This window comes from Bifidobacterium sp. B4081 (assembly GCF_026537335.1).
In the GTDB taxonomy this organism is placed as follows: Bacteria; Actinomycetota; Actinomycetes; order Actinomycetales; family Bifidobacteriaceae; genus Bombiscardovia.
This window is the reverse complement of sequence record NZ_JAFNMM010000002.1, coordinates 199,817-225,098: the sequence shown is the minus strand read 5'-3', so window position 1 is coordinate 225,098 and position 25,282 is coordinate 199,817. Positions and strand designations below refer to the sequence as shown.

Here is a 25,282-nt window from a genome sequence, read left to right as displayed (position 1 = left end):
AAGTATTCGATCGAAACAGAGGACAATATGGCACTGCCAAAATACAAGACTTCGCGCGCCAACACCCATTCACGGCGCGCCAACTGGAAGACCCAGGCCGCCGCTACGGTGACCTGCCCCAATTGCGGAGCTCCTGCGCTGCCGCACATGGCATGCCCCAGCTGCGGCATGTACCGCGGGCGCGTCTACCGCGACGCCATTCGTCCGCAGTTCAGCAAGTGAGCCAATCGGCGATCGACACGCAATGAGAGAACCCCGGCCATCGACGGGTGGCGGGGTTTTTCCATATCATCAGACGGCAAGTCCGAGAAAGCGAGAAGGGGCCATGCAGACAGGGCGCTCCAGGAAGGATCAGGAAGACCACATGCGGCAGGAGGAACAGGAGCAAGAGGATTCCGGCAACCAGGCTGCTGAGGAGCTCTTCCAGGCCCTGGGCGGCAGGATCAGCCCGGAGCTGCTGGTGCACGCCCTGACCCATCGTTCCTTCGCCCATGAGCACCCGGGCATGCCCAACAATGAACGGTTGGAGTTCTTGGGCGACGCGGTTCTGGAACTGGTAGCCACGGAGACCCTATACAAGGTTCACCCGGACATGACCGAGGGCCAGCTGGCCAAGATGCGGGCCAAGGCGGTCTCCGAGGAGGCCCTGTCGGCCATCGCCCGGGAGAAGCTGCACCTTGGGCAGTATATTCTTCTGGGCAGGGGCGAGAGCGAAAACGGCGGGGCCGACAAGGACTCCATACTCTGCGACACCGTCGAATCGTTGATCGGATCGGTCTTTGTGGAGCACGGCATCGAGGGGGCCAGGACCACCGTCCATACCCTTCTTGACGACACCTTGGCCGAGGTAGCCACCGAAGGGCCGGCTCTGGATTGGAAGACCTCGATCACCGTCAAGGCCCACAAGCTGGGCTTGGGCGAACCGCGGTACGCCATGGCGGTCTCCGGACCGGAATACGCCCAGGTTTTCACCGCCGAGCTGCGCCTGGAGGACGGCGGGACCGTGATCGGAAAGGGCCAGGCCAGCAGCAAGCGGAAGGCCCAGCTGGCTGCCGCCGCCCAGGGGTGGAAGCGGCTGGACGACCGGGATCTGCTTGCGACCCTGCGCGCCGAGCAACCCTCCTGAGGATCCATCCGAAATTCCGGCATGCGGTACTGCGCCAACGCCCCGACCAGACCCCTGTTTAGACTATGGGGATAACCTGGAGGCATGCCGTCACGAACGGCATAGGCGCCTCCTCCTGATCGGGATTCGTCCGCCCACACCGCCGACGCTCCGACAGGTTCATATTTCGACATGCACGGCCGCAGGTCGGCGCGCAGTCTGGAGGTCGAGAGGAAACATGAGTCTGCCGACACCTCTGCAAGCATTCAGTTCGGTACCCAGGAACTGGGGCCCCGACGACAAGGATGTTCCCGCCCAGGGCGAGCCCATGACGGGAGCTCAGGCGCTGATTCGGTCCCTGGAGGATCTAGGGGTCACGCAGGTCTTCGGCGTTCCAGGAGGGGCCATCCTGCCCACCTACGACGCCATCGACGAGCAGGTGCGTTTCAACTTCACGCTGACCCGCCACGAGCAGGCCGCCGGGCACGCAGCCGAGGGCTATGCCGTCTCCACGGGCAAGGTGGGGGTCTGTCTGGTGACCTCGGGCCCCGGGGCCACAAACATGGTCACCCCCATAGCTGATGCCATGATGGACTCGGTGCCCCTGGTAGTGGTGACCGGCCAGGTGGGTGTGGACTCCATTGGCACCGATGCCTTTCAGGAGGCCGACATCGTGGGCATCACCTACCCGGTGGCCAAACACTCCTATCTGGTGACCAAAGCCCAGGACATTCCCCGGGTCATGACCGAGGCCTACCACATCGCCCGCTCGGGAAGGCCCGGCCCTGTAGTAGTGGACCTGAGCAAGACGGCCCAGAACGGCAAAATGCTCTACTCCTGGCCCCAGGAGATGATTCTGCCCGGCTACAACCCGGTGACGCGGGCGCACGGGCACGTCCTGGATGATGCCGCCCGACTCCTGGTCCAGTCGCACAGACCAGTCCTCTATGTGGGCGGCGGCGCAGTCCGATCAGACGCTCGCCGGCAGATCCAGGAACTCGTTCGAGCTACCGGTGCCCCCATGGTCACCACCCTGCCAGCACGAGGCATCGTGCCCGACTCCGATCCAGCCGTTCTGGGAATGCCCGGCATGCACGGCACGGTGGCCGCCAACGGAGCCATCCAGCACTCCGACCTGCTGGTGGCCGTGGGCACACGCTTCGACGACCGGGTGACCGGCAGCCTGGAGGACTTCGCCCCAGTGGCCAGGGTCATCCACATCGACATCGACCCGGCCGAAATCGGGAAGAACCGGCAGGCAGACGTACCCATCGTCGGGGACGTGGGCCAGGTGCTGGACGACCTGATTCCGGCGCTCAAAGCGTCCCAGCGCACTTGGGGCAAGCCCGACCTCAAGCCCTGGTGGCGGCTGATCGACGGCTGGCGGCACGACTATCCCACCACCTTTGAGCCCAGCCCGGACGGCACGCTGGCTCCCCAGTGGGTGGTCCAGACCCTGAGCAACAAGGCCGATCCGAATACCATCTGGGTATCCGGCGTAGGTCAACACCAGATGTGGGCCAGCCAGTTCATCGACTTCGAACGCACCCGCTCCTGGGTCTCCTCCTGCGGACTGGGGACCATGGGCTACGGTCTGCCCGCCGCCATCGGCACAGCCATTGGTACCAGGGAACAGGAGGATCCACGGCCTGTCTGGCTGGTTGACGGGGACGGCTCCTTCCAGATGACCTCCGAGGAGCTGGCCACAGCTCAGCAGGCGGGACTGCCCATCCGCATCGCCATACTCAACAACTCGGTCTACGGCATGGTCCGTCAGTGGCAGACCCTCTTTTATGGCAGCCACTACTCCCAGACCGACTTGGAGGACGGCGGCGACAAGCCCACAGACGGCAACGGCATCCCCGACTTCGTCAAGCTGGCCGAGGCCTATGGCTGCCTGGGACTGCGGGCCTTTACCCAGGAGCAGGCCCTGGAAGCCATTGATAAGGCCAACGCAGTGACCGACCGGCCGGTCCTGATCGACTTCCGCGTCTGGAAGGATGCCATGGTATGGCCCATGGTCCCGGCAGGCGCCTCCAACGACACCATCATCTACAAGCCGGGCGTGCAGCCCCTGGCCGGCATCCGTCCGGAACAGGAGCAGCCCGAGCCGCACCAGCAGACCGGAGCCGACCGGGCAGCCATGGCCAACGATGCCGCCGGTCGCATGAACAAGTAGGAAAGGGGCACCACATGGCCAATTATCCAGCATCCAAGCCCGGCTCCGAGCGGCACACCCTTTCCGTCCTGGTTGAGAACCGCCCCGGCGTCCTGGCCAGGGTGGCCGGCCTGTTCGCCCGGCGCGCCTTCAACATCAACTCCCTGTCCGTCTCGTCCACCGAGCGGGGCGACATCTCTCGGATCACGGTCACTGCAGACGTGGAGGCCGTCCCCCTGGAGCAGATCATCAAACAGCTCAACAAGCTGCTGCACGTGCTCAAGATCGTCGAGCTCAAGGGCGACGAGGCCGTGGAGCGCGAGCTGGTCATGATCAAGGTCAAAGCCAACGAACGCAACCGCTCCGATGTGCTGGAGATCGTCAAACTCTTCCGCGTGCGTGTTGTCGACGTGCACCCCGAGTCACTGACCATCGAGGCCACTGGGGCCGAAGGCAAACTGGAGGCCCTGCTGCGTCTGCTGCGGCCCTTCGGCATCATCGAGCTGGTCCGGTCGGGCGCTGTAGCCGTCATGCGAGGCCCTCGGGCGCTGAGCGAGAGGGTGCTGAGCTCACAGATCACCGACCGCTGATCCTCAGGGCTCCCATCCAAGGCAGGCGGTAGATTGGTGAATCATGCCCATCTATGATCTCGGTCTGGAACACGTCGCCCTGTCCTTTGCCACAAAAACCATCTTCACGGATGTGACCCAGGGCATCTTCGAGGGGGACCGGATCGGCATCGTGGGCCGAAACGGCGACGGGAAGTCCACCCTGCTGCACCTTCTGAAGGGCACCCAGGAACCCGATCAGGGACGGGTGACCATGCGCAATGGTCTCACCTTCGGCATGCTGGACCAGCGCGATCCCCTGAAGGACGAGGACACGGTCCGCAGGGCGGCCTTGGAGGATCGGCAAGACTACGAGTGGGCTGCCGATCCCAGATCGCGCGAAATCGTCGAATCCCTTCTGGGCGGCATGGAGCTGGAAGCCAAGGTAGGCACATTGTCCGGCGGTCAGCGCCGCAGGGTGGACTTGGCCCGGCTGCTGCTTCGGGATTGGGACATCCTGGCCCTGGATGAGCCGACCAATCATCTGGACCTGCTCACCATCCACTGGCTGGCCGAGCATCTGAAGAACCGCTGGGCCAAGAATTCCGGAGCCCTCCTGCTGGTCACCCACGACCGCTGGTTCCTGGACGAGGTCTGCACCTCCATGTGGGAGGTGCACGACGGAACCATCGACCCCTTCGAGGGCGGCTACAGCGCCTACATGCTTCAACGGGTGGAACGCGAACGCCGGGCTGATCTGGCCGAGACCAAGCGCCGCAACCTGACCCGCAAGGAACTGGCCTGGCTGACCCGGGGCGCCCGGGCCCGTTCGACCAAGCAGAAGTTCCACGTCAAGGCCGCCCGGGAGCTGATTGCCGACGTGCCGCCCATGCGCAACAGCCTGGAACTCAAGCGGATGGCCACCTCCCGCTTGGGCAAACAGGTGGTGGACCTGGTCGACGTGACCAAGATCTATCCAGAGGCCGACTCCGATATCGAAGGAGGCAAGGATGACAGGGTCCCCTCCCCTCATGCCCAGCGCCCTCTGATGGGATCAGTGACCGTGGCCGCCGATCCCGGCAAGGACCGCCCGGGCACCGCAGCGGCCGACACCCTCACCATCAGCGGTCACAAGGTCCTGGACGACGTGACCTGGCTGATCGGCCCCGGCGACCGGTTCGGCATCGTAGGCGCCAACGGAGCCGGCAAGTCCACTCTGCTGGGTCTGATTGACGGCAGTGTGGCTCCCACGGCGGGGCACGTCAAGGTAGGCAAGACTGTCCGCTTTGCAGTGCTGACCCAACGTCTGGACGAACTGGAGAAACTGGACCGCTATCGGATCAAGGAGGTCCTCAGCCGCTACAAGCCTACCTATCTGGTGGAGGGTAAGGAGGTGTCACCCAGCCAATTGATGGAGCGCTTGGGCTTTGAAAGCTCCCAGCTGATGACCAGGATCGGCGACCTGTCTGGCGGGCAGAAGCGCCGCATGCAGCTCCTGCTCATCCTGCTGGACGAGCCCAACGTGCTGGTCATGGACGAGCCTGGCAACGATCTGGATACCGACATGCTGGCCGTCATGGAAGACATGCTGGACTCATGGCCGGGCACCCTGATCGTGGTCTCCCACGACCGCTACCTGCTGGAGCGGGTGACCGACCAGCAGTTTGCGCTGATCAACGGCAAGGTGGTTCACCTGCCCGGCGGCGTCCAGGACTACCTGGATATGGTTGAGTCGGCCGATCGGGAAGCTGCGGATGCACCGGGCCGGACATCGGCCAAGGAGGCCGAGGATCCCGATCAGGCCAAGGCCGAACGTGTCGCCAGACGAAATCTGAGCAAGCAGGCCTCTGCCATCGAACGCAAGCTGGCCAAGCTGGCCGATCGGCGCAAGGACCTTGAACGGCAGATGGCTGAACACGACCCCGGCGACTACCAGGGCCTCAACGAACTCAACAGCAAACTCAAGGATCTGACCGGGCAGTCGGACCAGCTTGAGGAGGAGTGGCTGACCATCGGGGAAGAGCTGGAGTAGCCTCAGGCGGCAGCCAGCTGAGCGGCCTGGGTCGAGCACTTGGCCGCAAAGGCAGAGAAGATTGCGTCGGCCAAGGGTTGCATCTGTGGCAACCCTTTCATAAAATCGTCACGCATTTTAGCGATCTTGGACTTCTTCATCGTGCCGACCATGCTCGGCACCTGCATCCACTCCTCGAAGATGGGCGCCGTCACCTCCAGGTGGAATTGCAGGCCCAAGGCTGATCCGAGCCGAAAAGCCTGAACCTTTGTTGCCTGGGAGCGGGCCAGGAGCTTGGCACCCGGCGGCAGGGTGACCTGGTCGGCATGCCAGTGCAGCACATCAGTGTTCTTGCTCCACATGGCCACGTCGTCGTCCTGCCCCACCCAGCGGATCGGGCCCATACCGTATTCCGGAACCTGGTTCCTCATCAGGGTGCTTCCCAGGGCCCGCGCCAGAATCTGATGACCCAGGCAAATCCCCAGAATGGGCTTGTTGGCAGCCATCGCCGCCTTGGCAAGCTTGGTCTCCGCCTTGAGTCCGGGGTGATGCTCATAATCGTCAGCCGACATGGGCCCGCCCATGATAACCAGTCCTGCCAACTCGCGCGAGCGCGGCAGCTCGGGCTTTTTCTCGTCCACGATATTGGTGATCTCGGTGTCCAGCCCGCACTCCTGAAGATTGTCGAGAATGCAACCCGGCTTTTCCCAATCCACATGCTGAAGCACCAGCACCCTAGGTTTCGCCATGATTCCATTCTTGCACACATGCCGTCGGACCGGGTTCACAGGCTCGGCATTTCCCCTTGGACAGTCAGCAAGCCTTGGTAGGCTCAAGGATATGGATACGAGTTCGCAACCGCATGATTGCAAGGATTCAGTCAGCCTGGCCGCAGCTGGTCTGCGTCTGTATGACACGGCTGATCACCAGGTGACTCCCTTCAGACCCATTGAACCGGGCAAGGTCGGCATCTACGTGTGCGGGGCCACGGTGCAGAGCTCACCCCACATTGGCCATATCAGGACCACGCTAGCCTTCGACATAATCCGCCGCTGGCTGCTCAAATTGGGGTACCGGGTGACCCTGATCCGGAACGTGACTGACATCGACGACAAAATCCTGACCAAGGCAGCGGCCAACGGCCAGCGCTGGTGGGAGCGGGCTTACATCTACGAGCGCGAATTCACTCATGCCTACGAGACCATGGGAGTCCTGCCGCCCACGTACGAGCCCAGGGCCACCGGGCATATCCCCCAGATGATCGATCTGATTCAGCGCATCATCGACCGTGGCCACGCTTATGTGGTGCCCGACGAGCACGGCCGCCCATCAGGCAACGTCTACTTCGACGTGGCCTCTTGGCCTGAGTATGGTGCCCTGACCCACCAGCAGACCGGTACCCAGCCCGCTGACGAGCAGGCCGCCGCCAACGACCGACTGGGGCCCAGCATCGACACCGATGGTCAGAATGCCGACACCGATGAGGAACCCGGCAAGCGCGACCCCCGCGACTTCGCACTTTGGAAGGCGCCCAAGCCCACCGATCCGCCCACGGCTCGCTGGCAAACCCCCTTCGGCACAGGTCGGCCGGGCTGGCATCTGGAGTGCTCGGCCATGAGCCACCGCTATCTGGGTGCGGATTTTGACATCCACGGAGGCGGACTGGACCTGCGCTTCCCCCATCACGAGAACGAGATGGCCCAGTCGCACGCGGCAGGCTGGGGGTTCGCCCATCGATGGATGCACACGGCCTGGGTGACTCAGAAGGGCGAGAAGATGAGCAAGTCCCTGGGCAACGGGCTGTCAGTAGACCAGGTGCTGTCGCAGCGTCCAGCCTGGGTGGTGCGCTACGCCTTGGTCTCGGTGCAGTACCGGTCCATGCTGGAATGGTCCGACCAGTCCCTGCAGGAGGCCGAAGGCGCCTACGAGCGCATCCGTAACTTCGTGGACCGGGCCGGGCGGATCCTAGGAGCGCAGCCGGAGCGTGCCCGCGTGGCGGGGCTGAGCGCGGATGATCTGCCAGAGGACTTTGTGCAGGCCATGAATGACGACATCAACGTTTCAGGCGGTCTGGCTGCCCTCTATGCACTGATCCGTCAAGCCAACGCGGCGATGGATGCCAATTCTGAAACGCTGGGCCGGAAGTGGCTGGCCAATGCCCTGCTTCAGGTCAGAGCCATGCTGGACGTCTTCGGACTTGATCCACTCGACCCCCACTGGGCCAAGGCTGCAGCCGACCGTGACAATCGGGCCATGAACACCCTGGATGCCTTGGTAGGCCAGCAGTTGCAGGAACGCGAACAGGCGCGAAAGGATCATGACTTCGCCCGTGCTGATGCCATCCGGAGCCAGCTGACGGCTGCCGGCGTGGCCGTGGCGGACACACCAGCTGGCAGCACTTGGGACCTGAGCCGCTGAACCCATGTCCGACATACGCGACGTCGCCAGAAGGGCCGGGGTCTCGGTCAGCACAGTATCCTATGCCTTCTCCGGCAAACGTCCCGTCTCTCCGGAAACCTACCAGCGGATCATGCAGGCCGCCGACGAACTGGACTACGCCGCGGATGCCGGCGCCCGGATGCTGCGGGCCAAGCGCAATCAGATCGTCGCCCTCAGCGCCCCCCTGCGCCCCGGGCAGAACCGGGCCTCCTACGCGGATTACTTCATCGAGATGGCCAGTTGCGAGCACGCTCGCGGCTATGATTCCCTGCTGCTGACCGCTGAAAACGGCGTCGAAGATATTCGGCGGGTCACCCGTAGCAATCTGGCCGACGGGGTGGTCCTGATGGATCTGGTGGACGATGACATCCGCGCCGCCCAGGCCGCCTCATACGGACGCCCCTGCGTGGCCCTGGGAGTGCCTCGGCAGCACACAGCCTGCGCCTGTGTGGATTTGGATTTTGATCTGATGGGCCGCATGGCGGTGGAAGCCATGGCCCGAGCGGGACGCAAACGCCTGCTCTTTTTGGAGGATCTCGAAGGCGAATACCAGCGCGGGTCCGGTTTCCGTCTCATCCTCCTACACAGTCTCAAGACCTGGGCCCGCCGCCTGGGAATGGATCTGCAGCTTCAGCCGGGACCTACCGGCAGCGATTTGGCCTACACCCAGCAGGTGCTGGACATCATCCATCACGGCCGCATTGATGGCCTGATCGGACAGATTCGCCCCTCCCTGCTGGACACCGTGGTGGTCCGCATGCGCTCGGACGGCGTGAGCATTCCCGATGACGTGGCCGTTCTGTCCTGCGCCGCAGGCAAGGTCAGCCCTACTCTTGAGCTTCAGGGCATATCTGAGATGCCACTTACCCCCCGCTCACTATGTGCCAAGGCTGCAGATCTGCTGACCCAAGCTGTGGAGGAGGGGGCTTCCCTGGCCGGTCGAGTCCAACTGGAACGCCCCAGGCTGATCGACCGCGCCTCCATCAGCCGGTAGAAGCAGGAGTTCCCCAGAGCTGCTCAGCGGGGACGACGGTCCCGCTCACCCGTCTCCAGCACATTGTGCGGGAAGGGCCGGTGGGGCTCCTGCTGATACCAATAGGCCACGCTGGCCAGGTCGTCCTGACGCTCGAAGTAGCCCTGCTCATCCACGCCTATCTGTTGCAGGGTCACCCTGATGTCACTGTTGAAAATGATGGGGTCGGGAATGTGCCAACGGTAGAACCCCCTGGTCACCGGGGTGTCAGCATCCCAGTACTGGGATTCGCGGTTGTCCAACTGCCTGGAGCGGAAGGGAAATCCCATATAGGCCCCGCTGTAGGTGACCTCGCGCATGCGACCATCCGGATCCTGCCCGGCAAAGCTCCAGGCACCGCCGAAGTAGTCCTCGCTGCCCGTGGAGCACCAGGTGGGATAGTCCTTGTCCCCGTCCAGATAGACCTTGACCTCGCCTTCGCCCCACCAGCGGCTCTCCAGAGCGGTCAGAGCCAGATAAGTGCCCACGTAGGAGCCCCGGCCATGCACCCCATCCAGGATCACGTAGTCCTGACCCAGTTCGGTGACCCGCTGACGGCGCCACTGGGCATGGAAGGTCATGACCTCCTCGGGCAGCTCGTCCTTCTCCACATAGTCAATCTGGTAGAAGAAGGCCTCAATGGGTTCGTTGTGCCGGTTGCACAGGACAATCCGGGCCCCGTCGTGGAAGGGCATGGGCCAGTAGCAGTTGAAACCCTGGCGCGGGTAGACGGCCACAGGCACAGACTCCACCCTGCAGGCTTGGGCATGGCCGCAGCAGAAGAAGTCGCCCAGAGGCACGCAGACGGAGGGTGTCTGTTCGCCATCCCAGTAGCATTCCAGGATCAGATTGCGCAGGACGTTGGGCCCGGTGGGCGAGGTGGCATCGGTCACAGTCATCCAGATATGGCGGATTTCGCCTGCACCGGACAGGTCGGCCAGAACCATGTCCTGCCCAGGAGGAATGTTCTTGAGGCAAGGGGTCCCCTTTCTGGATGGACCGAGATTGCTGGCCGTCATAGCTGCACTGCCCTTGCCCCCCCGAGGGTTCTCGGCGTTGATGCAGCGGGTGCGGTCCGTGGATGGGCGGGTCAGCGCCTCAAGACCGTTGGTGATGTTCGGCATGGTCATACCCATGGTTGTGGTTGCCTTTCATATTCGGGCCGCTCGCTCCCCTCCTCCGCCTTCTTGCGGCGGGCGGCCATGTTCAGTGTACTTGTGCAACAGCGATTACTTGACAGCGCCCGCTACTATCCCCTGCGAGAGCTTCCTCTGGAAAAAGATGAAGAAGATGATGGTGGGAATGATGCTGAGCAGGGAGGCGGAGGCCAAGTCTGTGGCAGCCATGGTGTGCTGCCCCTGCATGGTCGCCAGGGCCAGCGGGATGGTCTGCGTCTTCTCGCTCATCAGGAAGGCCATGGGGATCATGTACTCATTCCAGGTCCAGATGAAGAAGAAGACGAAGAGGACGCTGATGGTCGACCAGGACACCGGCAGGACGATCCTGCTCAGGATCTGCCAGCGCGAGGCCCCGTCGACGGTGGCTGCCTCCAGGATGGCCTGGGGGAAGGTCCCGTAGACCGAGGAGAGCAGGTAGGTGCCGTAGGCGCTCTGGATGATGGTGAAGATGATGATGATGGACCACTGCGAGTTATAGAAGCCCATCCATTTGAACATGACGTAGAGCGGGTAGAGCAGGGCCTCCTGGGGGACCATGTTGGCCAGCATGATGAACAGGAGGATGACCGTGTTGCCCTTGACCCTGCCGATGCCCAAGGCGAAGGAGTTGAGGACCGAAAGCAGAACTCCGACCACGGCAACCACCAGGGAGATCAGCAGGGAGTTGCCCAGCTTGAGCGGGAAATTGCTCTTGTTCCAGAAGGAGATGATGCCGTCCATGCTGAAGTGGGCGGGCACGGACAGGGGGCCCGTGGCGTTGTAGTCTGCCGTGGTCTTGAAGGCGTTCAGGACCAGAATCAGCAGGGGGAAGAGCATGATTACGGCTCCGGCGACCAGCAGGATCAGACCGGCCCAGTCCCCCCAGGTGCGGATTCTATGGGCGTGCCGGGCGGACACCCCGGTGTCGGCTTGCAGTGTGGCTTGATTATTCATGATGTGCTTCCTAGCCTTCCTCAGGCGATGCTCTTTTGCACGCGCTTCTGCACGATGGTGAAGACGATGGAGAAGATGACGATGACCACGGTCAGGGATGTCGAGATGGCGGCGCCGTAGCCCACCTGCTGCACCTGGAAGAACTGGTTGTAGGAGTAGTAGGAGGGAACCATGGTGGAGGTGCCAGGCCCGCCCTTGGTCAGCAGATAGACCGGGGCGAAGGTCTTCAGAGCGCCGATGGTGGAGGTGAGAATGACCACCAGCAGCTCAGGAATGATGGAGGGCAGGGTGATGACGCGGAACTTCTGCCACCAGTTGGCCCCGTCCAGGCTGGCCGCCTCGTAGAGCTCGGGATCCACCCGCTGCAGTCCGGACATGAAGATGACGATGGGATAGCCCAGCTGTATCCAGATCAGGATGACCATGAGGATGGGCAGGGCCGTTGTGGTCGAACCCAGCCAGTTGTGGGCCAGGCCGCCCAGGCCGATCTTGGTCAGCAGGTCGTTGACCGCACCGTCTTCAGGCCGGAAGATCCAGCCCATGATGATGGTGGCCACGGCCACAGGCAGAACCTGGGGCAGGTAGTAGAGTGCCCGCAGGGTCGAGGAGGTGTGGGGGCCGAACTTCTTCTGGATCACGTCGGTCAGAGCCGAGGAGATCAGCAGGCCCAGGACCGTGGGAATGATGACAATAGCCACGATGATCCAGAGGGTGTGGCCGAAGGAGACCCAGAAGGTCGAGTCGCCCATGAGGCGGCGCCAGTTGCGCAGACCCACCCATTTGGTCGGCCCCACCCCCCTCCAGCGGGTGAAGCTCAGGTAGATGTTCCAGAAGATGGGCACGATGACGATGGCCACGATGCCTATCAGACCGGGAATCAGATAAGGGACGAACCGCGAAGGCGCGCTGCCCGGGATGCGGGATTGCGCCTTCTTCCTGCTATGTGTGTCAGACATGCTTGTACTCTCCTTGGCGGATTGACGCAGCTCAGTCGTCATCCAGATCGAGCTGGGCGACGCCGTCGTCGTAGTTCTTATGCAGGGTATCCAGAACCTGGTCGGGGCTCTTGGTGCCGTTGACCAGCTCTTGGAAGGCGGCCGGCATGGCGTCGGTCAGGTTGGGCGCAGGATAGTCGGGATAATAGCTCATCCGGCTGGCGTCCGAGGCTTTGGTATATTCATCGACCAGATCACGGCTCTTGGGGTTGGTGATGGCGTCCGTATCGGCCGCCACTGGCACGCCGCCCTTGTTGCCGATGTAGTTCTGAACCTCCTTGGACAGGACCACGTTGATATAGCGGGCCGCAGCATCCTTACGCCGGGATTTCTGCGGGATGACCAGCAGGTTGCCCGCGCAGCCTTCTACCATCTTGGCCCCTGGGAAGATGGATGCCGTCCAGTCGAAGGCCTTCACCTGTTCCATGAAGCGGGTCTGGTTCCAGGTGCCGGTCTGGTAGATGGGATAGGTCCCCTTGATGAATGCCGTGGTCGTGTCCTCGGCCTTCATGCCGGTGGCGTTCTTGGAAATGTATCCCTTGTCGATCCAATCACGGATGGTGTTGGTGGCGAAGGTCAGCGGCTTGCTGCGCCAGTTGACCGGATGCTTGTAGAGCTGCCAGTCGTCGACGAAGCGGGCATCGGCCTTGGTCATGGCCAGCTGCCACCAGAGCCAAAGCACCCCGTATTCCTGGGCATCGGCCGCTATGGGCGTGACCCCGTGACTCTTGAAGGCCTTGAGGGCAGCCACGAACTGGTCGAAAGTACGCGGAATGGGGATCTTGTACTTGGCAAAAAGGTCCTTGTTGTAGTAGACCCGCTGCATCTCCGCATAGGAGGAAACCCCGTACCAGGTATCCCCGTCCATGACGCCGCGCTTATCGTACTTGCCCACTGCTGCCGCCTGGCCGCGCACCTTCTTGTCCCAGCCGTACTTCTGCACATAGGGCTTCAGATCGGTCAGCAGCTGCAGGGTGGACAGGACCCCGGCCGAGCCGTTGCCTCGATTGGACTCCATGACGTCCGGGGCATCGTCCGAGTTGAGGAACTGGCTGCCGTTCTGGGCAATCTGAGTGAAAGACTTGACCTCGAAGTCCACCTTGATGCCGGTCTGTCGGGTAAAGATATCGGCAGCCCTCAGCCAGCCCCGTGCCTGCCCGCTGCTGGGCTCCTCGTAGTACCAGATCTTGATGCTGGACGGATGGGCTTCCTGGGGAGCATCGCCTCCCGATCCGCAGGCCGCCAGCGGCAGGATCGACATGGCCAGGGCCAAGGCCGCCCCGATCCCTCTTCTGATCTTCATGATGGCTCCTAACTTCCTTGCATCCTTGCATCCAGTTATTGCGATTCAACTTGTCGAAAGGTTTCGACTCCGGGCGGATTGCAGGGTACCGACCATCTCCGTCGATGCACCCGAGATGTCGAATCGTTTCGACTCAGTATAGAAGCCGGCCATGGGTCATGTCAACAGGCGCGCAGAAGAAGACTGCTGCAAAACCAAGAATCCCTTCCCATTGCCCGATGGCTGCGGACAGTGGGAAGGGATTGGAAGCGCAGCGATCAGGGGCGCCGCATGCCCCAGGGGCTGGTCACCTTCGACCCGACGAGATCCGGCGGATGGTCTTGTTCCTGGCCACATAGGCGACAAAGGCCAGGGCATAAGCGATCAGCGAAAGCCAATCTGCCGTGGCCAAGGAAAAGACCATGCAGAAGATCATCCAGTACTCCACTCCCCGAATAATCGTCGAGGGCCGCATGGCCCGCAGAGCCACAATGAAGGAGACCGCCCCAAGAATGAGCAGCAGAAAACCGTAGGACTGGGCCACGGTGGCCGCGCCGTTGACTGTGGCCATGTCGTCGGCCAGACGTCCGGCCCGGCCGAGGATGGCATAGCCCTCATCCTTGAACCAAGGCGAGTAGATGAACATAGTGACCGAGGCCATGATCACGTTGATGGCTGCCGCCACCAGGAGGATGATTTTCTCGGTCCTTCTGCTAGCTACGCCCTTGCTCGCCAGATGATCGCTGCGGTTTTCCTTTGCCATTGTTGCCGCCTTTCCTGATTCAGCCCTTGAGGCCCGAGGTGATGTTCAGCGACTGCAGGAAGTAGCGCTGGGCGAACACGAAGAGCAACAGGGTGGGGATGATGGCCAGGCAGGTGGCCGCGCAAAGCGTGCCCATCTGGTTGTACTGCATCATCTGGTTGCCCAGCAGCTGCAGGCCGGCCGTGACCGGGGTCTTCTTGATGTCATTGAAGACCAGGGTGGGCCAGAGGAAGTCGTTCCAGGCGCCAGTGAAGGCGAACAGGAAGATCACGATCAGGATTGGGCGGATGGAGGGCAACATGATGCTACGGAAGATGCGGAAGTCGCCGGCACCGTCAATCTCGGCGGCCTCGTCGATCTCCTTGGGGATTCCCTTCATGAAGTTGCGCACCAGGAAGATGTTGGCCACGTTCCCCAAGCCGGGGATGATGCAGGACCAGTATGAGTTGATCCAGCCGAAAGTGGCCACGATGCGGTAGGAGGGAATCATGTTGACCACGCCCGGGAACATCGAGATGAGCAGGAGGACGAAGAAGAGCGTGTCCCTGCCCTTGAAGTTGATGCGGGAGTAGCCGTACCCAGCCAGGGCCACCACGCAGACCGCCAGGATACCGTGCGACAGCGAGATGATCAGCGAGTTGCCCAGCCAGTTGAAGACAGGGTAGGAGGCCGAGGCCTGCAGCAGTGTCAGATAGTTGACGGTGACCCAGTGCGCAGGCAGGAAGTTGTAGGCGTTCTTCAGGAACTCCTGGGGCGACTTGAACGATGTTGTGATGGTGTAGACCACAGGAATGATCCAGACTACAGCCAAGACGATCAGCACCGCATAGACGGCAACCAGCGAAGGCTTGAACACTTTGTGGTGGTTTTCGGGCACGTCCTCGCCGCCGGGAACCGTTGCGCTGGGGCCAGGAGCCTTGAGCCCCTTGCCCAGAGATGACATATCAAGGGTTGCCGAACTCACGTCAGTCCTCCTTGTTCATGAAGAATATCTGCACCAGGGAGATCAGCATGAGGATGATCCCCAGCAGCAGGGCCATTGCCGAGGCCATGCCAGCGGCCGAAGGCCCCTGCGGGAAGGCCAGGTTCCTGATGTCCATCAGCAGCACCTGCGAAGTGTATGCAGGACCGCCGCCGGTCAGCATTTGTGGCTGACCCCAGACGTTGAAGGCGCCGCCCGTGGTCATGATGGTCGTATAGAAAAGCGGCAGCTTGATGGCTGGCAGGGTGATGCTGAAGAACTGCCGGATGGATCCGGCGCCGTCCACCGAGGCCGCCTCGTACAGATCCTGGCTTACCCCGGACAGGGCCGACCGGTAAATGATCAGGTTGCCGCCGATGCCTCCCCAGAGGCTAAGGACGAAGATGGCGATCCAGGCCCAGGGCTGCTTGCCCAGCCAGTTGATGTCCCACCGGAAGGTGGTGTTGAGCAGGCCGAACTGGGAGTTGAAGACCAGCCGCCAGACCAGAGCGCCTGCGGCCACTGATATCAGCCCGGGCACGTAGAAGATGGCCTGGAAGAGCCCCACTCCCTTCAGGTGCTTGGTCTGCAGGGCGCAGGCCAGCAACAGGGGGACGACGATGGTCAGGGGCACGCTGATCAGCACGAAGATGATCGTGTGCCACATGTCCCTCCAGAAGATGGAGTAGAAGTAGGTGGACTTGTCGAAGATCAGCTTGAAGTTGTCCAGGCCGACCCAGGTTGGGGAACCGACCAGGTTCCACCTGGTGAAGGCCAGGTAGATGCCGAAGAAGATCGGGATGACTCCGAAGACGGCGAATACCACCATGTGCGGGGCGATGTAGGGGAAGGCATGCCAGAAGGACTTCTGTCCCAGCGGACGACGCTTGACCCGTCCATCCGTGACTGCGGTTGTGCCGTGTGCGCTCATGATTGCTCCTGAATCTGAATCTGGCCCTGGGTCATCAGATCAAGCGTCTTCAGACCTTCCTCCAGTGAGATGTTCCGATAGACGATGTCCATGAAGGATCCCCACCCGGCTGTGGCATAGCCGCCATATATGTAATTGGATGTCTTGATCCATTGCCGCTCACGCTTGTCGTTGGTGAAAGAGGCCTGAATGAGCTTCTGGTATTCCGGGTTGTTCAGGTCACGGTAGGCCGGCGATATGGATCCCACGTCCGACCACATCATCCAATGCTTGTAGACGAAGTCCACGAAGTCGGCAGCCGCTTTGACCTTGGCCTCGGGACGATTCTTGTCCTTGAGCTGGAGCCAGTTCTGCTGGTACAGGAAGTTGGAAGGGTGCTCGGTACCGTACTGGAGGGTGTTGATCTCGCCAACCTTGTCCTTGCCCAGGGTGGAGGACATGTTGCCCTGCGCCCAAGTGCCCAGCATGCCAAAGACCGCATGCCCAGAGGCGAAGACCTGCTCACCGTCGCTGTCGATGGGCGAGAGCATGCCCTGGTCGTTGAGGTCGCGCAGTGCCTTGAGCGGCTTGCGCCAGCCCGGACCGGTCATGTCCTTGACGCCATCCTTGATGTTGCCACCGGTGCTGTAGAGCAGGGACATCATGGCCCAGGGCAGGTTGCCCAGGCAGAGCCCGTAGACGTCCTTGGGCAGCTTGCCCTTCATGGAGGCGATCTCATCGGTGGTGACCAGCCGGTCGTCCAGGATATAGTCCAGGCCGTACTTGTGGATCAGATCCTTGTTGTAATAGATGGCCATCTGGAACATGTACAGAGGTATGCCGTAGGACTTGCCATTGACGACGGTGTTCCGCCAGGCCTGCGGCAGGAAGTTCGATTCCTTGAGCTCCGGGTGGTACTTGGTCCACACCGACGAGGGGTTGAGCAGCCCCTGGCTCTGCAAAACCGAAGTAGAAAACGAGTCGTTGATGACCAGATCGGGGATGTTCTTCCCGGTCTGCATGACGCTGTAGATCTTGGTGGTCAAATCTCCGCCGTTCATGGGTTGGAAGACCACCTTGTACTCAGGGCTCTGTGCATTGAAGGCCTTGATGATTTTCTGCATGGCCGGGCCGTCATCGCCGGTCAAACCATTCCAGAAGTAGATCTCCTTGGCGGATTGATCACCGCCGCCACAGCCTGCGGTCGAGACCACCATGCCGCATATGGCTGCCAGGCTTAGCAACAGCCTGAGCCAACGTCGCGCAAATAGGGGCATGTGGGTTCCACCTCCCCCGTGTCTTTCTTCCTTGAAGACACTCACAATCCCTCTTGCTCCTCTCGATGGGACCGGCACACCCGTATGCCGGCAACCCTGCATCGTTTCTTCAGAACCCGTCGGCCCCCGGGCATCAAACATCGATGCCCAGCGAGCCGGACCGACCGGTTCATATTAATTTGCAACGTTGCAAATTCAGGGTAACACGCCTTTGGCTGCTGAACAAAATCGTCGTTCCATATATCAGAACCAGCTAGAGGCCCTAAGGAATCAACAGCCAATCTCCCGGCTGACAGGTAGAGTTGGGACACTATGGCAGCATTTTCATCTTTGACCGATCGGCTCTCCCAGGCCTTCACCCATCTGCGCTCCAAGGGGAAGCTGACCGAGGCCGACATCGATGGCACAATCCGCGAGATCCGCCGCGCCCTCCTGGATGCCGATGTCTCCCTGGATGTGGTGCGCTCCTTTACCGGACGCATCCGGGAACGCGCCCTGGGCGAGGAGGTCTCCAAGGCTCTGAACCCAGCCCAGCAGGTGGTCTCCATCGTCTATGACGAACTGACCGACATCCTGGGCGCGGGAGTGGACCGACCACTCAATTTCGCTAAGAACCCACCCACAGTCATCATGCTGGCCGGCCTGCAGGGTGCAGGCAAAACCACGCTGGCCGGCAAGCTGGGCTACTGGCTCAAGGATGCCGGCCACACCCCACTGCTCGTGGCGGCCGACCTGCAGCGACCCAACGCGGTCACCCAGCTCCAGGTGGTCGGCGAGCGCGCCGAAGTGCCGGTATACGCACCCGAGCCGGGCGTGCAAACCAGCGGATCCGAGCTGGCGGCCCCCGGACAGGTCACAGGAGACCCCGTCAAAGTGGCGGCCGACTCGATCAGGGCGGCCAAGGACAAGCTCTACGACGTGGTCATCATTGATACGGCCGGACGGCTGGGCGTGGATCAGGAGCTGATGGAACAGGCCCGCAATATCCGCGATGCCGTCCACCCCGACGAGATCCTCTTCGTCATCGATGCCATGATCGGCCAGGACGCCGTCGCCACAGCCAAGGCCTTCGACCAGGGCGTGGACTTCACCGGCGTGGTCCTATCCAAGCTGGACGGCGATGCCCGCGGCGGCGCGGCCCTGTCGGTGGCCTCGGTGACCGGCAAGCCCATCCTCTTCGATTCCAACGGCGAAGGTCTCAAGGACTTCGAGGTCTTCCACCCCGACCGGATGGCCTCCCGGATTCTGGATATGGGCGACATCCTGACCCTGATCGAGCAGGCCCAGCGTCAGTTCGACGAGGAGGAGGCCCGCAAGGCCGCCGGGAAGATGTCCGAGGGCAGCTTTGGCTTGGACGACTTTCTGGAACAGCTCCAGCAGGTTCGCAAGCTGGGCTCCTTCAAGAGCATCCTAGGCATGATCCCGGGCATGGCCCAGCACCGCAAGGAGCTTGAACAGTTCGATGAGAAGGAAGTGGACCGGACCCAGGCAATCATCCAGTCGATGACTCCCCAGGAACGACGCGACCCCAGCATCATCGACGGCTCACGTCGGGCCCGGATCGCCTATGGCGCCGGCACTACGGTCTCAGCTGTGAACGGCCTGCTGCAGCGGTTCGAGCAAGCAGCCAAGATGATGAAGCGGATGACCAATGGCAGCCGTTCAATCCCAGGCATGGGTGGCATGGGCGCTGGCGGCGGCAAGAAGGGCAAAAAAGGCAAGAAAGGCCGCAAGGGTTCCCGTTCAGGCAATCCCATGAAGCGTGAGGCCGAAGAAAAGGCTTTACGCGAGCGCCTGTCCGGCAAGGGCAAATCCTCCGGCGGCTCGGCCTTCGCTAAGCGCCCTCAAACTCCGCAGATGCCTGAAGGCCTGCCGGACCTGCCCCCCAACCTTGGCGGCGGACTGGGCGGTCTCTTTGGCGGCCGCTAACCCCTCCCTCATGCAGGAGACAATGGCACGTGAACACGCTTCTCTGGATTCTCTTGGGTCTCATCGCCTTGTGGATGGCCCTGCGCTTCCTGCCTGCCGGAGCTGATTGGCACCGCCCCCTGGTAGAGCTGATCGCCCTGATCGACCTGCTGACCGCTCCGCTGTTGGCCATACTGATATGGACGGTCTTCGCACACGCCTGGCCCCAATGCCTGCTGGCGCTGATAGAACTCACTCTGGCCAGCTGCCAGCGTCTATGCTACCGACTGCCTCCAGCAGACCGGACCAGTCAATCATCTTCCGACCATGGACTGAGCGTCATGACTCTGAACTGTCGCTTCGGCCAGTCCAATCCTGAAGAGGTCGTGCGTTGCGTGCGGGCCTATGGAATAGAGGTACTAGCCCTGCAGGAGGTAGAGGGGAAGCTGCTGGAATCGCTTCAGGCCGCAGGTCTGGATCGGCTCCTGCCCTACCTGACACAGGGAACTGCGAGCCCTGACGACAATGGCGGCCAGAACGCTATTCTCTCAGCCACGCAACCCGTCAAAACCTCGCCATCGGCTCTGGACCTTCCGGCGGCTGCAGTACCTCTAGTCGAGCTCAAGACCAGCTCTGGACCGATCCGAGTGGCCAGCGTCCATCCCAAATCACCCCAACGAGGTGCCGGACAGTGGGGTTTGGGCATCGCCGCACTGGCCAAACTGACCCATCCGCCTGTACCCACCATCGTCATGGGCGATTGCAACGCCACCCTGCAACATCCGACCTTCCGGGCTACGCTGGCCAAATCCGGACTGCATGACGCATCTTTGCACCTGAAAGCCGGCAGCCATCCGACTTTCCCCTCCGCAAGCGCGCTGCCGCCGTTGATCGAAATCGACCATATTTTGACGGACGGCGGCCTAATTCCGCAATCCATGCATGCCCTCAGGATTCCCGGCAGCGACCACCGAGCGCTGGTGGCCCGGTTGACTCTGCCTCGTCGGCTCTGAAATCCTTACAGGCTCACCACCCGCCATATCCCACGGTGGAGGTATACTTTTGTTGTTATTCATGTCCGGAGGAGCCCTCTCATTCCGACGGCCGTGAGGAACACGCCAGGAGCGCCACCATGCCCCACATGGAGACGCCGCCGGGCACACCAAGTACCAAGGAGAGCCGTTTTGGCAACCAGAATTCGTCTGAAGAGAATGGGCAAGAAGTTCTACCCCTTCTACCGCGTGGTCGTGGTCGATTCCCGCAAGAAGCGCGATGGCAAGGTCATTGAGGAGATCGGCACCTACGATCCCAACACCCAGCCTTCTTCAATCAAGATCGACTCCGATCGCGCCCAGTACTGGCTGGGTGTGGGCGCTCAGCCCAGCGACCCTGTTTTCAACCTTCTGAAGATCACCGGCGACTGGCAGAAGTTCAAGGATCTGCCCGGCAAGGAAGGCACTCTTAAGGTGCCGCAGGCCGAGGTCGACGCCCAGGCCCGCATCGAGCAGGCACAGAACGAAGCCCAGAAGCTCAAGGCCGCCAAGTCCGAGGCTGACGCCAAGGCCAAGGCTGAGGCGGAGAAGGAAGCCCCCAAGGCCGATGAGTCGGCGGATGCCGCCCAGGCCGAGCAGGCTGCTGAGTAAGGCACATTCACTGAGGACTGGAAGGACCGGCTATCATGCTTGCACAGGCTGTTGAGCACCTGATCAGGAACATCGTGGACTTCCCCGATGACGTGTCGGTCAAGTCCCACGAGAACTCTCGCGGGGAGCTGTTGCGGGTGCGGGTCAACCCCGAGGACATCGGCCGCGTGATCGGCAGGGGCGGCAGGACCGCCAACGCCATCCGCACCGTGATCCAGGCGTTGGCCGACCACAAGGTGCGCGTCGACATCATGGACGTGCGCCGGTGAGCCCCAGCCGGTCCGCCAATCACGACCCGCAGGGTCCGGACCCTCAGCAGCGAAGGTTGCTGAGGGTCTGCCGTATCGGCCGCGCCCAAGGGCTCAAGGGCGAGGTCAACGTATATGTCTGCACCGACGAGCCTGAGCGACGCTTCGCCCCCGGCTCCCAGTTGCAGACCAGGGACGGTCAGGTTTTCACGGTGGTCTCCTCCCGCCGCTTCAAACAGCGTTGGATCGTCCTCTTCCAAGGAGTCGAAGACAGGAACGCCTCCGAAGCATTGAACGGCATCGAGTTGTATACCCAGGCCGATCCAGCAGAGGAGCTGGCGCAGGAGGATGCCTGGTACTCCGATGATCTGATTGGACTCGAGGTTCGCATGGCTCCGGGCAACTCACTGGGTGAGCCCTCCGGACGAGTGGTCGGCCAGGTCAGCGACGTGCTGGACGGCGTAGCCCAGCAGCAGCTGCAGATCCGCATGACCGTCGAAGAAGGCGACGAGGAGACGGAAGGGCTGATACCCTTCGTCGAAGCCTTGGTGCCTCAGGTTGATATTGAAAACGGGTATGTGGCCATCGATCCACCTGGAGGACTTCTGCCTGGCCTGGGCTGACCCCGTCTCTTAACAAGAAGGTAAGTGGGGAGTCAGCGGCTCGAAGAAGGACGCTGACTCCCCACCTGCGGGAAATGCACCTGCCGAAGCAGGAAATGATATAGAGCTACATATCTTCAACCACCAGATATGTCATATCCAGAGGGCCATGCACGCCCACCACGATCACCATTTCGATATCGCCCGTGTTGGAGGGGCCAGTGATGAAGTTGATGTTGGAGGTCTTGAGCTCTCCTGAAACCAGGGCTGGATCATAGTAGTCCATGGCCTGCCGGGTTCGCGGCAGGATCTTGGACTTGCGGATGATGCTCAGATAGTGCACCGGGAGGAAGTGGAAAGCACGACCCTGACCAGGAGTGGTTGCCACGGTGATGGTGCCAGACTCTGCCAGCAGGAAGTCCGCAAAGGCAATCGCCGTACCAGACTCGTCAGCAGTCCTGATGTTCTCCTCGCGGCTGGCCCCCGGCTTCCAGAAAGTGGCAGGCGGATTCAAGCCATCCCGCCACTCCTCCAGACCGAAGTCTGCGAACAGGTCGGAGGTGGGCAACATCACATGGTCGCTGTCGTCCTTGCGCGAATCGATGAACTCGTCCAAGGCAGTGGGCAACCCGGCCTTGGTGCAGGTGCGGAAGTCCACATGGACAGCCTCGCTGCTCTTCCGGGCGATCTCCAGCAGCTCGTCCTGGGTGTGGCCAGACAAAGTGGTCTCCGGCAGATCGTTGACCGGCACCAAAGGATGGTCCTTGAGCTGGTGGCGTGGTCTGCCGCTCTTCTTAGCCAGGTAGTCCAGGAATACCTCACGATCGGTCATGCCTGCTGCTCCTTCTTGTGATGAGCGAACCAACTGCGGAAGTTCTGCCCGTGCCTGGGCGGATCCGGCAGATCACGAACCTTGGTCCAACCGCCGAAGACGAAGGGCATCCATTCCACATGCCGATCGCTGGCGAAGAGGTTCTTGGCCGTTTCCGGCTGCTTCTTGGATATGGGCGTCAGCATGGTGTGATCCACCCCTAGGGCGGTACGGAAGAGCGAGGAGTGGCCGGTTCCCAGGCCCATGACCCTCATGACGGTGTCGTCAATCAGATTGGCCTTGGATTGGTCGTCCATCATGATCCTTCTGTGCTCGATCATGAGCTGATGCAGGGGGATCTTGACCGGACAGGTGGCCGTACACGCGGCGCACAGGCTGCAGGCGTAGGGCAGGTCTCCGAAATCGTCGTAGCCGCCATCCAGCACCGGCGAGAGCACCGAACCCACAGGACCGGGATAGATGGATCCGTAGCCGTGACCGCCAATGTGCCGGTAAATGGGGCAGACGTTCAGGCAGGAGGCGCAACGGATGCACTGGAGGATGGGCTCGAAAACCGTTCCCAGAGCGTTGGAGCGCCCATTGTCCAGAATTACCACATAGACATCGTCCGGCCCGTCCGACTCCTGGCCGGTGCGTGGTGCAGTGTAGGTCAGATAGGAGGTCAGCTTCTGGCCGACAGCGGACCGGGCCAGCATGTTGTCCATGGTCTCGGCCTCTTTCATGGTCGGCACCAGACGCTCCATGCCCATGACCACCACCTGGGTCCTGGGGATGCACATGGCCAGGTCGGCGTTGCCCTCGTTGGTCACCAGGTTGATCATGCCCGTGTCAGCCACGGCGAAGTTGCAGCCGGTGATGCCCATGTCGGCCTCAAGGAAGTGCTTGCGCAGAACCTTGCGCGAGAATCGAGCCATGTGCTGAGGATCGTTGTCGCCCTTGTAGCCCAGCTTCTTCTCGAAAACCTGACGAACCTGTTCACGGTTCTTGTGCAGGGCAGGGAAGACCAGATGCGTGGGCTGGTCCCAGTCGTCCTCCTCCAGGATGAACTCGGCCAGGTCGGTCTCCAGCACTTCCAGGCCGGGCACAGTCATCAGCGTAGGATCCAGGTTGATCTCGCTGGTCACCATGGACTTGCTCTTGACGACGTGCTTGGCCTTCTTCTCGATGGCGATCTGCTTGATGTACTGGGCAGCCTCATCGTCGGTCTGAGCGAAGAAGACATGGCCGCCGCGCTTCTCTACATTGTCGGCGAATTCCTCCAGGTAGTCAGGCAGGTAGCGGATGACGTGCTGGCGAATCTGCTCACCTAGGTCGCGCCACTGTTGCCAGTTGCCCAGTTCCTGACGGGCGGCCTCCCGCTTGACCCACTGCGCATCCTGGGCCTTGGCCACGGCCTGTTGGGCAAATTCGTCCTGTTCGGACTCTTTGACCCTGGTCAGGAAGGGAGCCTTGCTGGTCCGCAGATATTGCGCAGCCTTCTTGCCATTGACCATGCTGCTCATACCAGAGCCCCCTCTTCCTTGGCAGCCCTGAGGGAACCCGCGGCCCCATCGCCTGCAGAGCGGCCTTCCACATACTTGACGCGGCTCATGTCCACGTTGTGATTGAGCACCTCAGCCAGGTGCATGATGGTGATCTTCTCGCCACGCCGGTTGAAGCGGCCGCCGATGTTCATCAGGCAGCCTGGATCGCAGGAGATGAGGACGCTGGCCTTGGTGCTGAGCACGTCGTTCACCTTCTCATCCACCATCTGCTTGGAAATCTCAGGCTCCTTCATGGAGAACATGCCGCCGAACCCGCAGCAGTTCTCGATATGCGGCAGGGGTACCATGGTCAGACCCTTGACGTGGTCAAGCAGGACGAATGGGCTGGTCCGCTCCCCCAGCAGCCGTGTCATGTGGCAGGAACGATGGTAAGTGGCCACGGCATTAAGTTCGGCGCCCGCATCCAGCACACCCAGCACACGATAGAGGAACTGCGAGAATTCATAGGTCTTGTCAGCCATGGTCTGGGCCTTGGCCGCGTAGACCGGGTCGTTCTTGAGATGGAAGGGCAGCTCCTTGAGCATATTCACGCAGGAACCTGCAGGACCCACGATGTAGTCGGCATCCACGCTCAGCAGGGCATCGACCTCGTTGCGCATGACCTGCATGCTCTCCTTGACATACCCGCTGTTGAAAGTGGGCTGGGCGCAGCAGATCTGCTGCTTGGGAAGGTAGGTGTCACAGCCGAACCGCTCCAGCACCTCCACCATGGCCTTCCCCACGTTCGGAAACATGAGGTCCACCACGCAGGTGGAGAATATTACTACTTTCATTACCGCACCTCTCTACAACCTTGCACGCCAGGTCCGAACCATCTCCGGATCGCGGAGAAACCCAACATCACTTGAACCCCTAATCCTTCCAACGCATCGCTGCCTTGCGACCGACCACGCCCATGGGGACACCGATGTGCAATCCTGAAAGGACCCATCA

General features: G+C 61.7%; 24 protein-coding genes. 12 read left to right on the top strand and 12 right to left on the bottom strand.

Annotation, left to right across the window (positions count from 1 at the left end):
• Window positions 1–27: 27 nt before the first annotated feature.
• The 5 genes from rpmF (at window position 28) to J3T92_RS06595 (ending at window position 5,843) form a co-directional block, all read left to right on the top strand.
• Complete coding sequence (rpmF, locus tag J3T92_RS06615) at window positions 28–222, top strand: 50S ribosomal protein L32 (RefSeq protein WP_220236867.1); 195 nt, start codon at window positions 28–30, stop codon at window positions 220–222.
• Between the two features lie 142 nt (window positions 223–364).
• Window positions 365–1,126, top strand: coding sequence for a ribonuclease III (rnc, locus tag J3T92_RS06610; protein ID WP_267400598.1), 762 nt, complete (start codon window positions 365–367; stop codon window positions 1,124–1,126).
• 217 nt (window positions 1,127–1,343) lie between these two features.
• Window positions 1,344–3,284 carry an acetolactate synthase large subunit gene (locus tag J3T92_RS06605; protein ID WP_220236866.1) on the top strand — a complete coding sequence of 647 codons (1,941 nt, stop codon included), beginning with the start codon at window positions 1,344–1,346 and terminating at the stop codon, window positions 3,282–3,284.
• Window positions 3,285–3,298: 14 nt separating this feature from the next.
• A complete protein-coding gene (gene ilvN / locus J3T92_RS06600) occupies window positions 3,299–3,853 on the top strand; it encodes an acetolactate synthase small subunit (protein ID WP_267400597.1) in 555 nt (184 codons plus the stop codon).
• Window positions 3,854–3,896: 43 nt separating this feature from the next.
• Complete coding sequence (locus tag J3T92_RS06595; protein ID WP_267400596.1) at window positions 3,897–5,843, top strand: ABC-F family ATP-binding cassette domain-containing protein; 1,947 nt, start codon at window positions 3,897–3,899, stop codon at window positions 5,841–5,843.
• 2 nt (window positions 5,844–5,845) lie between these two features.
• Here the strand turns inward: J3T92_RS06595 and J3T92_RS06590 are convergent, their stop codons facing one another.
• Complete coding sequence (locus tag J3T92_RS06590; RefSeq protein ID WP_267400595.1) at window positions 5,846–6,571, bottom strand: type 1 glutamine amidotransferase; 726 nt, start codon at window positions 6,569–6,571, stop codon at window positions 5,846–5,848.
• Window positions 6,572–6,662: 91 nt separating this feature from the next.
• Between J3T92_RS06590 and cysS the strand changes: the two genes are divergently transcribed.
• Window positions 6,663–8,240 (top strand): cysteine--tRNA ligase, encoded by a 1,578-nt coding sequence (cysS, locus tag J3T92_RS06585; RefSeq protein WP_267400594.1) that lies wholly within the window; start codon window positions 6,663–6,665, stop codon window positions 8,238–8,240.
• Window positions 8,241–8,244: 4 nt separating this feature from the next.
• Window positions 8,245–9,255: a LacI family DNA-binding transcriptional regulator gene (locus J3T92_RS06580; protein WP_267400592.1), complete on the top strand. Its 1,011-nt coding sequence runs from the start codon at window positions 8,245–8,247 to the stop codon at window positions 9,253–9,255.
• Between the two features lie 23 nt (window positions 9,256–9,278).
• On the opposite strand, the gene J3T92_RS06575 is transcribed toward J3T92_RS06580, so the two are convergent.
• The 8 genes from J3T92_RS06575 to J3T92_RS06540 form a co-directional block, all read right to left on the bottom strand.
• On the bottom strand, window positions 9,279–10,397 hold the full coding sequence (locus tag J3T92_RS06575; RefSeq protein WP_267400590.1) for a glycoside hydrolase family 172 protein: 1,119 nt from the start codon (window positions 10,395–10,397) through the stop codon (window positions 9,279–9,281).
• A 105-nt stretch (window positions 10,398–10,502) separates the two neighbouring features.
• Window positions 10,503–11,384 (bottom strand): carbohydrate ABC transporter permease, encoded by an 882-nt coding sequence (locus tag J3T92_RS06570; protein WP_220236859.1) that lies wholly within the window; start codon window positions 11,382–11,384, stop codon window positions 10,503–10,505.
• A gap of 20 nt (window positions 11,385–11,404) precedes the next feature.
• Window positions 11,405–12,340, bottom strand: coding sequence for a carbohydrate ABC transporter permease (locus J3T92_RS06565; protein WP_024627639.1), 936 nt, complete (start codon window positions 12,338–12,340; stop codon window positions 11,405–11,407).
• A 31-nt stretch (window positions 12,341–12,371) separates the two neighbouring features.
• Window positions 12,372–13,682 (bottom strand): ABC transporter substrate-binding protein, encoded by a 1,311-nt coding sequence (locus J3T92_RS06560; RefSeq protein ID WP_267400588.1) that lies wholly within the window; start codon window positions 13,680–13,682, stop codon window positions 12,372–12,374.
• A gap of 286 nt (window positions 13,683–13,968) precedes the next feature.
• Complete coding sequence (locus J3T92_RS06555) at window positions 13,969–14,424, bottom strand: hypothetical protein (protein WP_267400587.1); 456 nt, start codon at window positions 14,422–14,424, stop codon at window positions 13,969–13,971.
• 19 nt (window positions 14,425–14,443) lie between these two features.
• Window positions 14,444–15,388: a carbohydrate ABC transporter permease gene (locus tag J3T92_RS06550; RefSeq protein ID WP_258561543.1), complete on the bottom strand. Its 945-nt coding sequence runs from the start codon at window positions 15,386–15,388 to the stop codon at window positions 14,444–14,446.
• Between the two features lies 1 nt (window position 15,389).
• Complete coding sequence (locus tag J3T92_RS06545; RefSeq protein WP_220236856.1) at window positions 15,390–16,316, bottom strand: carbohydrate ABC transporter permease; 927 nt, start codon at window positions 16,314–16,316, stop codon at window positions 15,390–15,392.
• Window positions 16,313–17,512 carry an ABC transporter substrate-binding protein gene (locus J3T92_RS06540; protein WP_267400583.1) on the bottom strand — a complete coding sequence of 400 codons (1,200 nt, stop codon included), beginning with the start codon at window positions 17,510–17,512 and terminating at the stop codon, window positions 16,313–16,315. The genes J3T92_RS06545 and J3T92_RS06540 overlap by 4 nt, the downstream gene beginning before the upstream one ends.
• A gap of 372 nt (window positions 17,513–17,884) precedes the next feature.
• Here J3T92_RS06540 and ffh point away from each other — a divergent pair, with 372 nt between their 5' ends.
• The 5 genes from ffh (at window position 17,885) to rimM (ending at window position 21,994) form a co-directional block, all read left to right on the top strand.
• The gene (gene ffh, locus J3T92_RS06535) at window positions 17,885–19,501 is read left to right on the top strand and encodes a signal recognition particle protein (RefSeq protein WP_267400581.1); all 1,617 of its coding nucleotides are present in this window, start codon (window positions 17,885–17,887) and stop codon (window positions 19,499–19,501) included.
• Between the two features lie 29 nt (window positions 19,502–19,530).
• Window positions 19,531–20,493, top strand: coding sequence for an endonuclease/exonuclease/phosphatase family protein (locus J3T92_RS06530; RefSeq protein ID WP_267400579.1), 963 nt, complete (start codon window positions 19,531–19,533; stop codon window positions 20,491–20,493).
• 171 nt (window positions 20,494–20,664) lie between these two features.
• On the top strand, window positions 20,665–21,123 hold the full coding sequence (rpsP, locus tag J3T92_RS06525) for a 30S ribosomal protein S16 (RefSeq protein ID WP_220236852.1): 459 nt from the start codon (window positions 20,665–20,667) through the stop codon (window positions 21,121–21,123).
• A gap of 35 nt (window positions 21,124–21,158) precedes the next feature.
• Window positions 21,159–21,392: an RNA-binding protein gene (locus tag J3T92_RS06520; protein WP_015021362.1), complete on the top strand. Its 234-nt coding sequence runs from the start codon at window positions 21,159–21,161 to the stop codon at window positions 21,390–21,392.
• Window positions 21,389–21,994 carry a ribosome maturation factor RimM gene (rimM, locus tag J3T92_RS06515; protein ID WP_267400578.1) on the top strand — a complete coding sequence of 202 codons (606 nt, stop codon included), beginning with the start codon at window positions 21,389–21,391 and terminating at the stop codon, window positions 21,992–21,994. The genes J3T92_RS06520 and rimM overlap by 4 nt, the downstream gene beginning before the upstream one ends.
• Before the next feature lie 106 nt (window positions 21,995–22,100).
• On the opposite strand, the gene J3T92_RS06510 is transcribed toward rimM, so the two are convergent.
• Genes J3T92_RS06510 through J3T92_RS06500 form a run of 3 tightly spaced genes read right to left on the bottom strand, consistent with a single transcriptional unit; the run spans window position 22,101 to window position 25,122 of the window.
• Complete coding sequence (locus tag J3T92_RS06510; RefSeq protein ID WP_045935029.1) at window positions 22,101–22,805, bottom strand: LutC/YkgG family protein; 705 nt, start codon at window positions 22,803–22,805, stop codon at window positions 22,101–22,103.
• The gene (locus J3T92_RS06505) at window positions 22,802–24,307 is read right to left on the bottom strand and encodes a LutB/LldF family L-lactate oxidation iron-sulfur protein (protein ID WP_267400577.1); all 1,506 of its coding nucleotides are present in this window, start codon (window positions 24,305–24,307) and stop codon (window positions 22,802–22,804) included. The genes J3T92_RS06510 and J3T92_RS06505 overlap by 4 nt, the downstream gene beginning before the upstream one ends.
• The gene (locus J3T92_RS06500) at window positions 24,304–25,122 is read right to left on the bottom strand and encodes a (Fe-S)-binding protein (RefSeq protein ID WP_267400576.1); all 819 of its coding nucleotides are present in this window, start codon (window positions 25,120–25,122) and stop codon (window positions 24,304–24,306) included. The genes J3T92_RS06505 and J3T92_RS06500 overlap by 4 nt, the downstream gene beginning before the upstream one ends.
• Window positions 25,123–25,282: the final 160 nt, after the last annotated feature.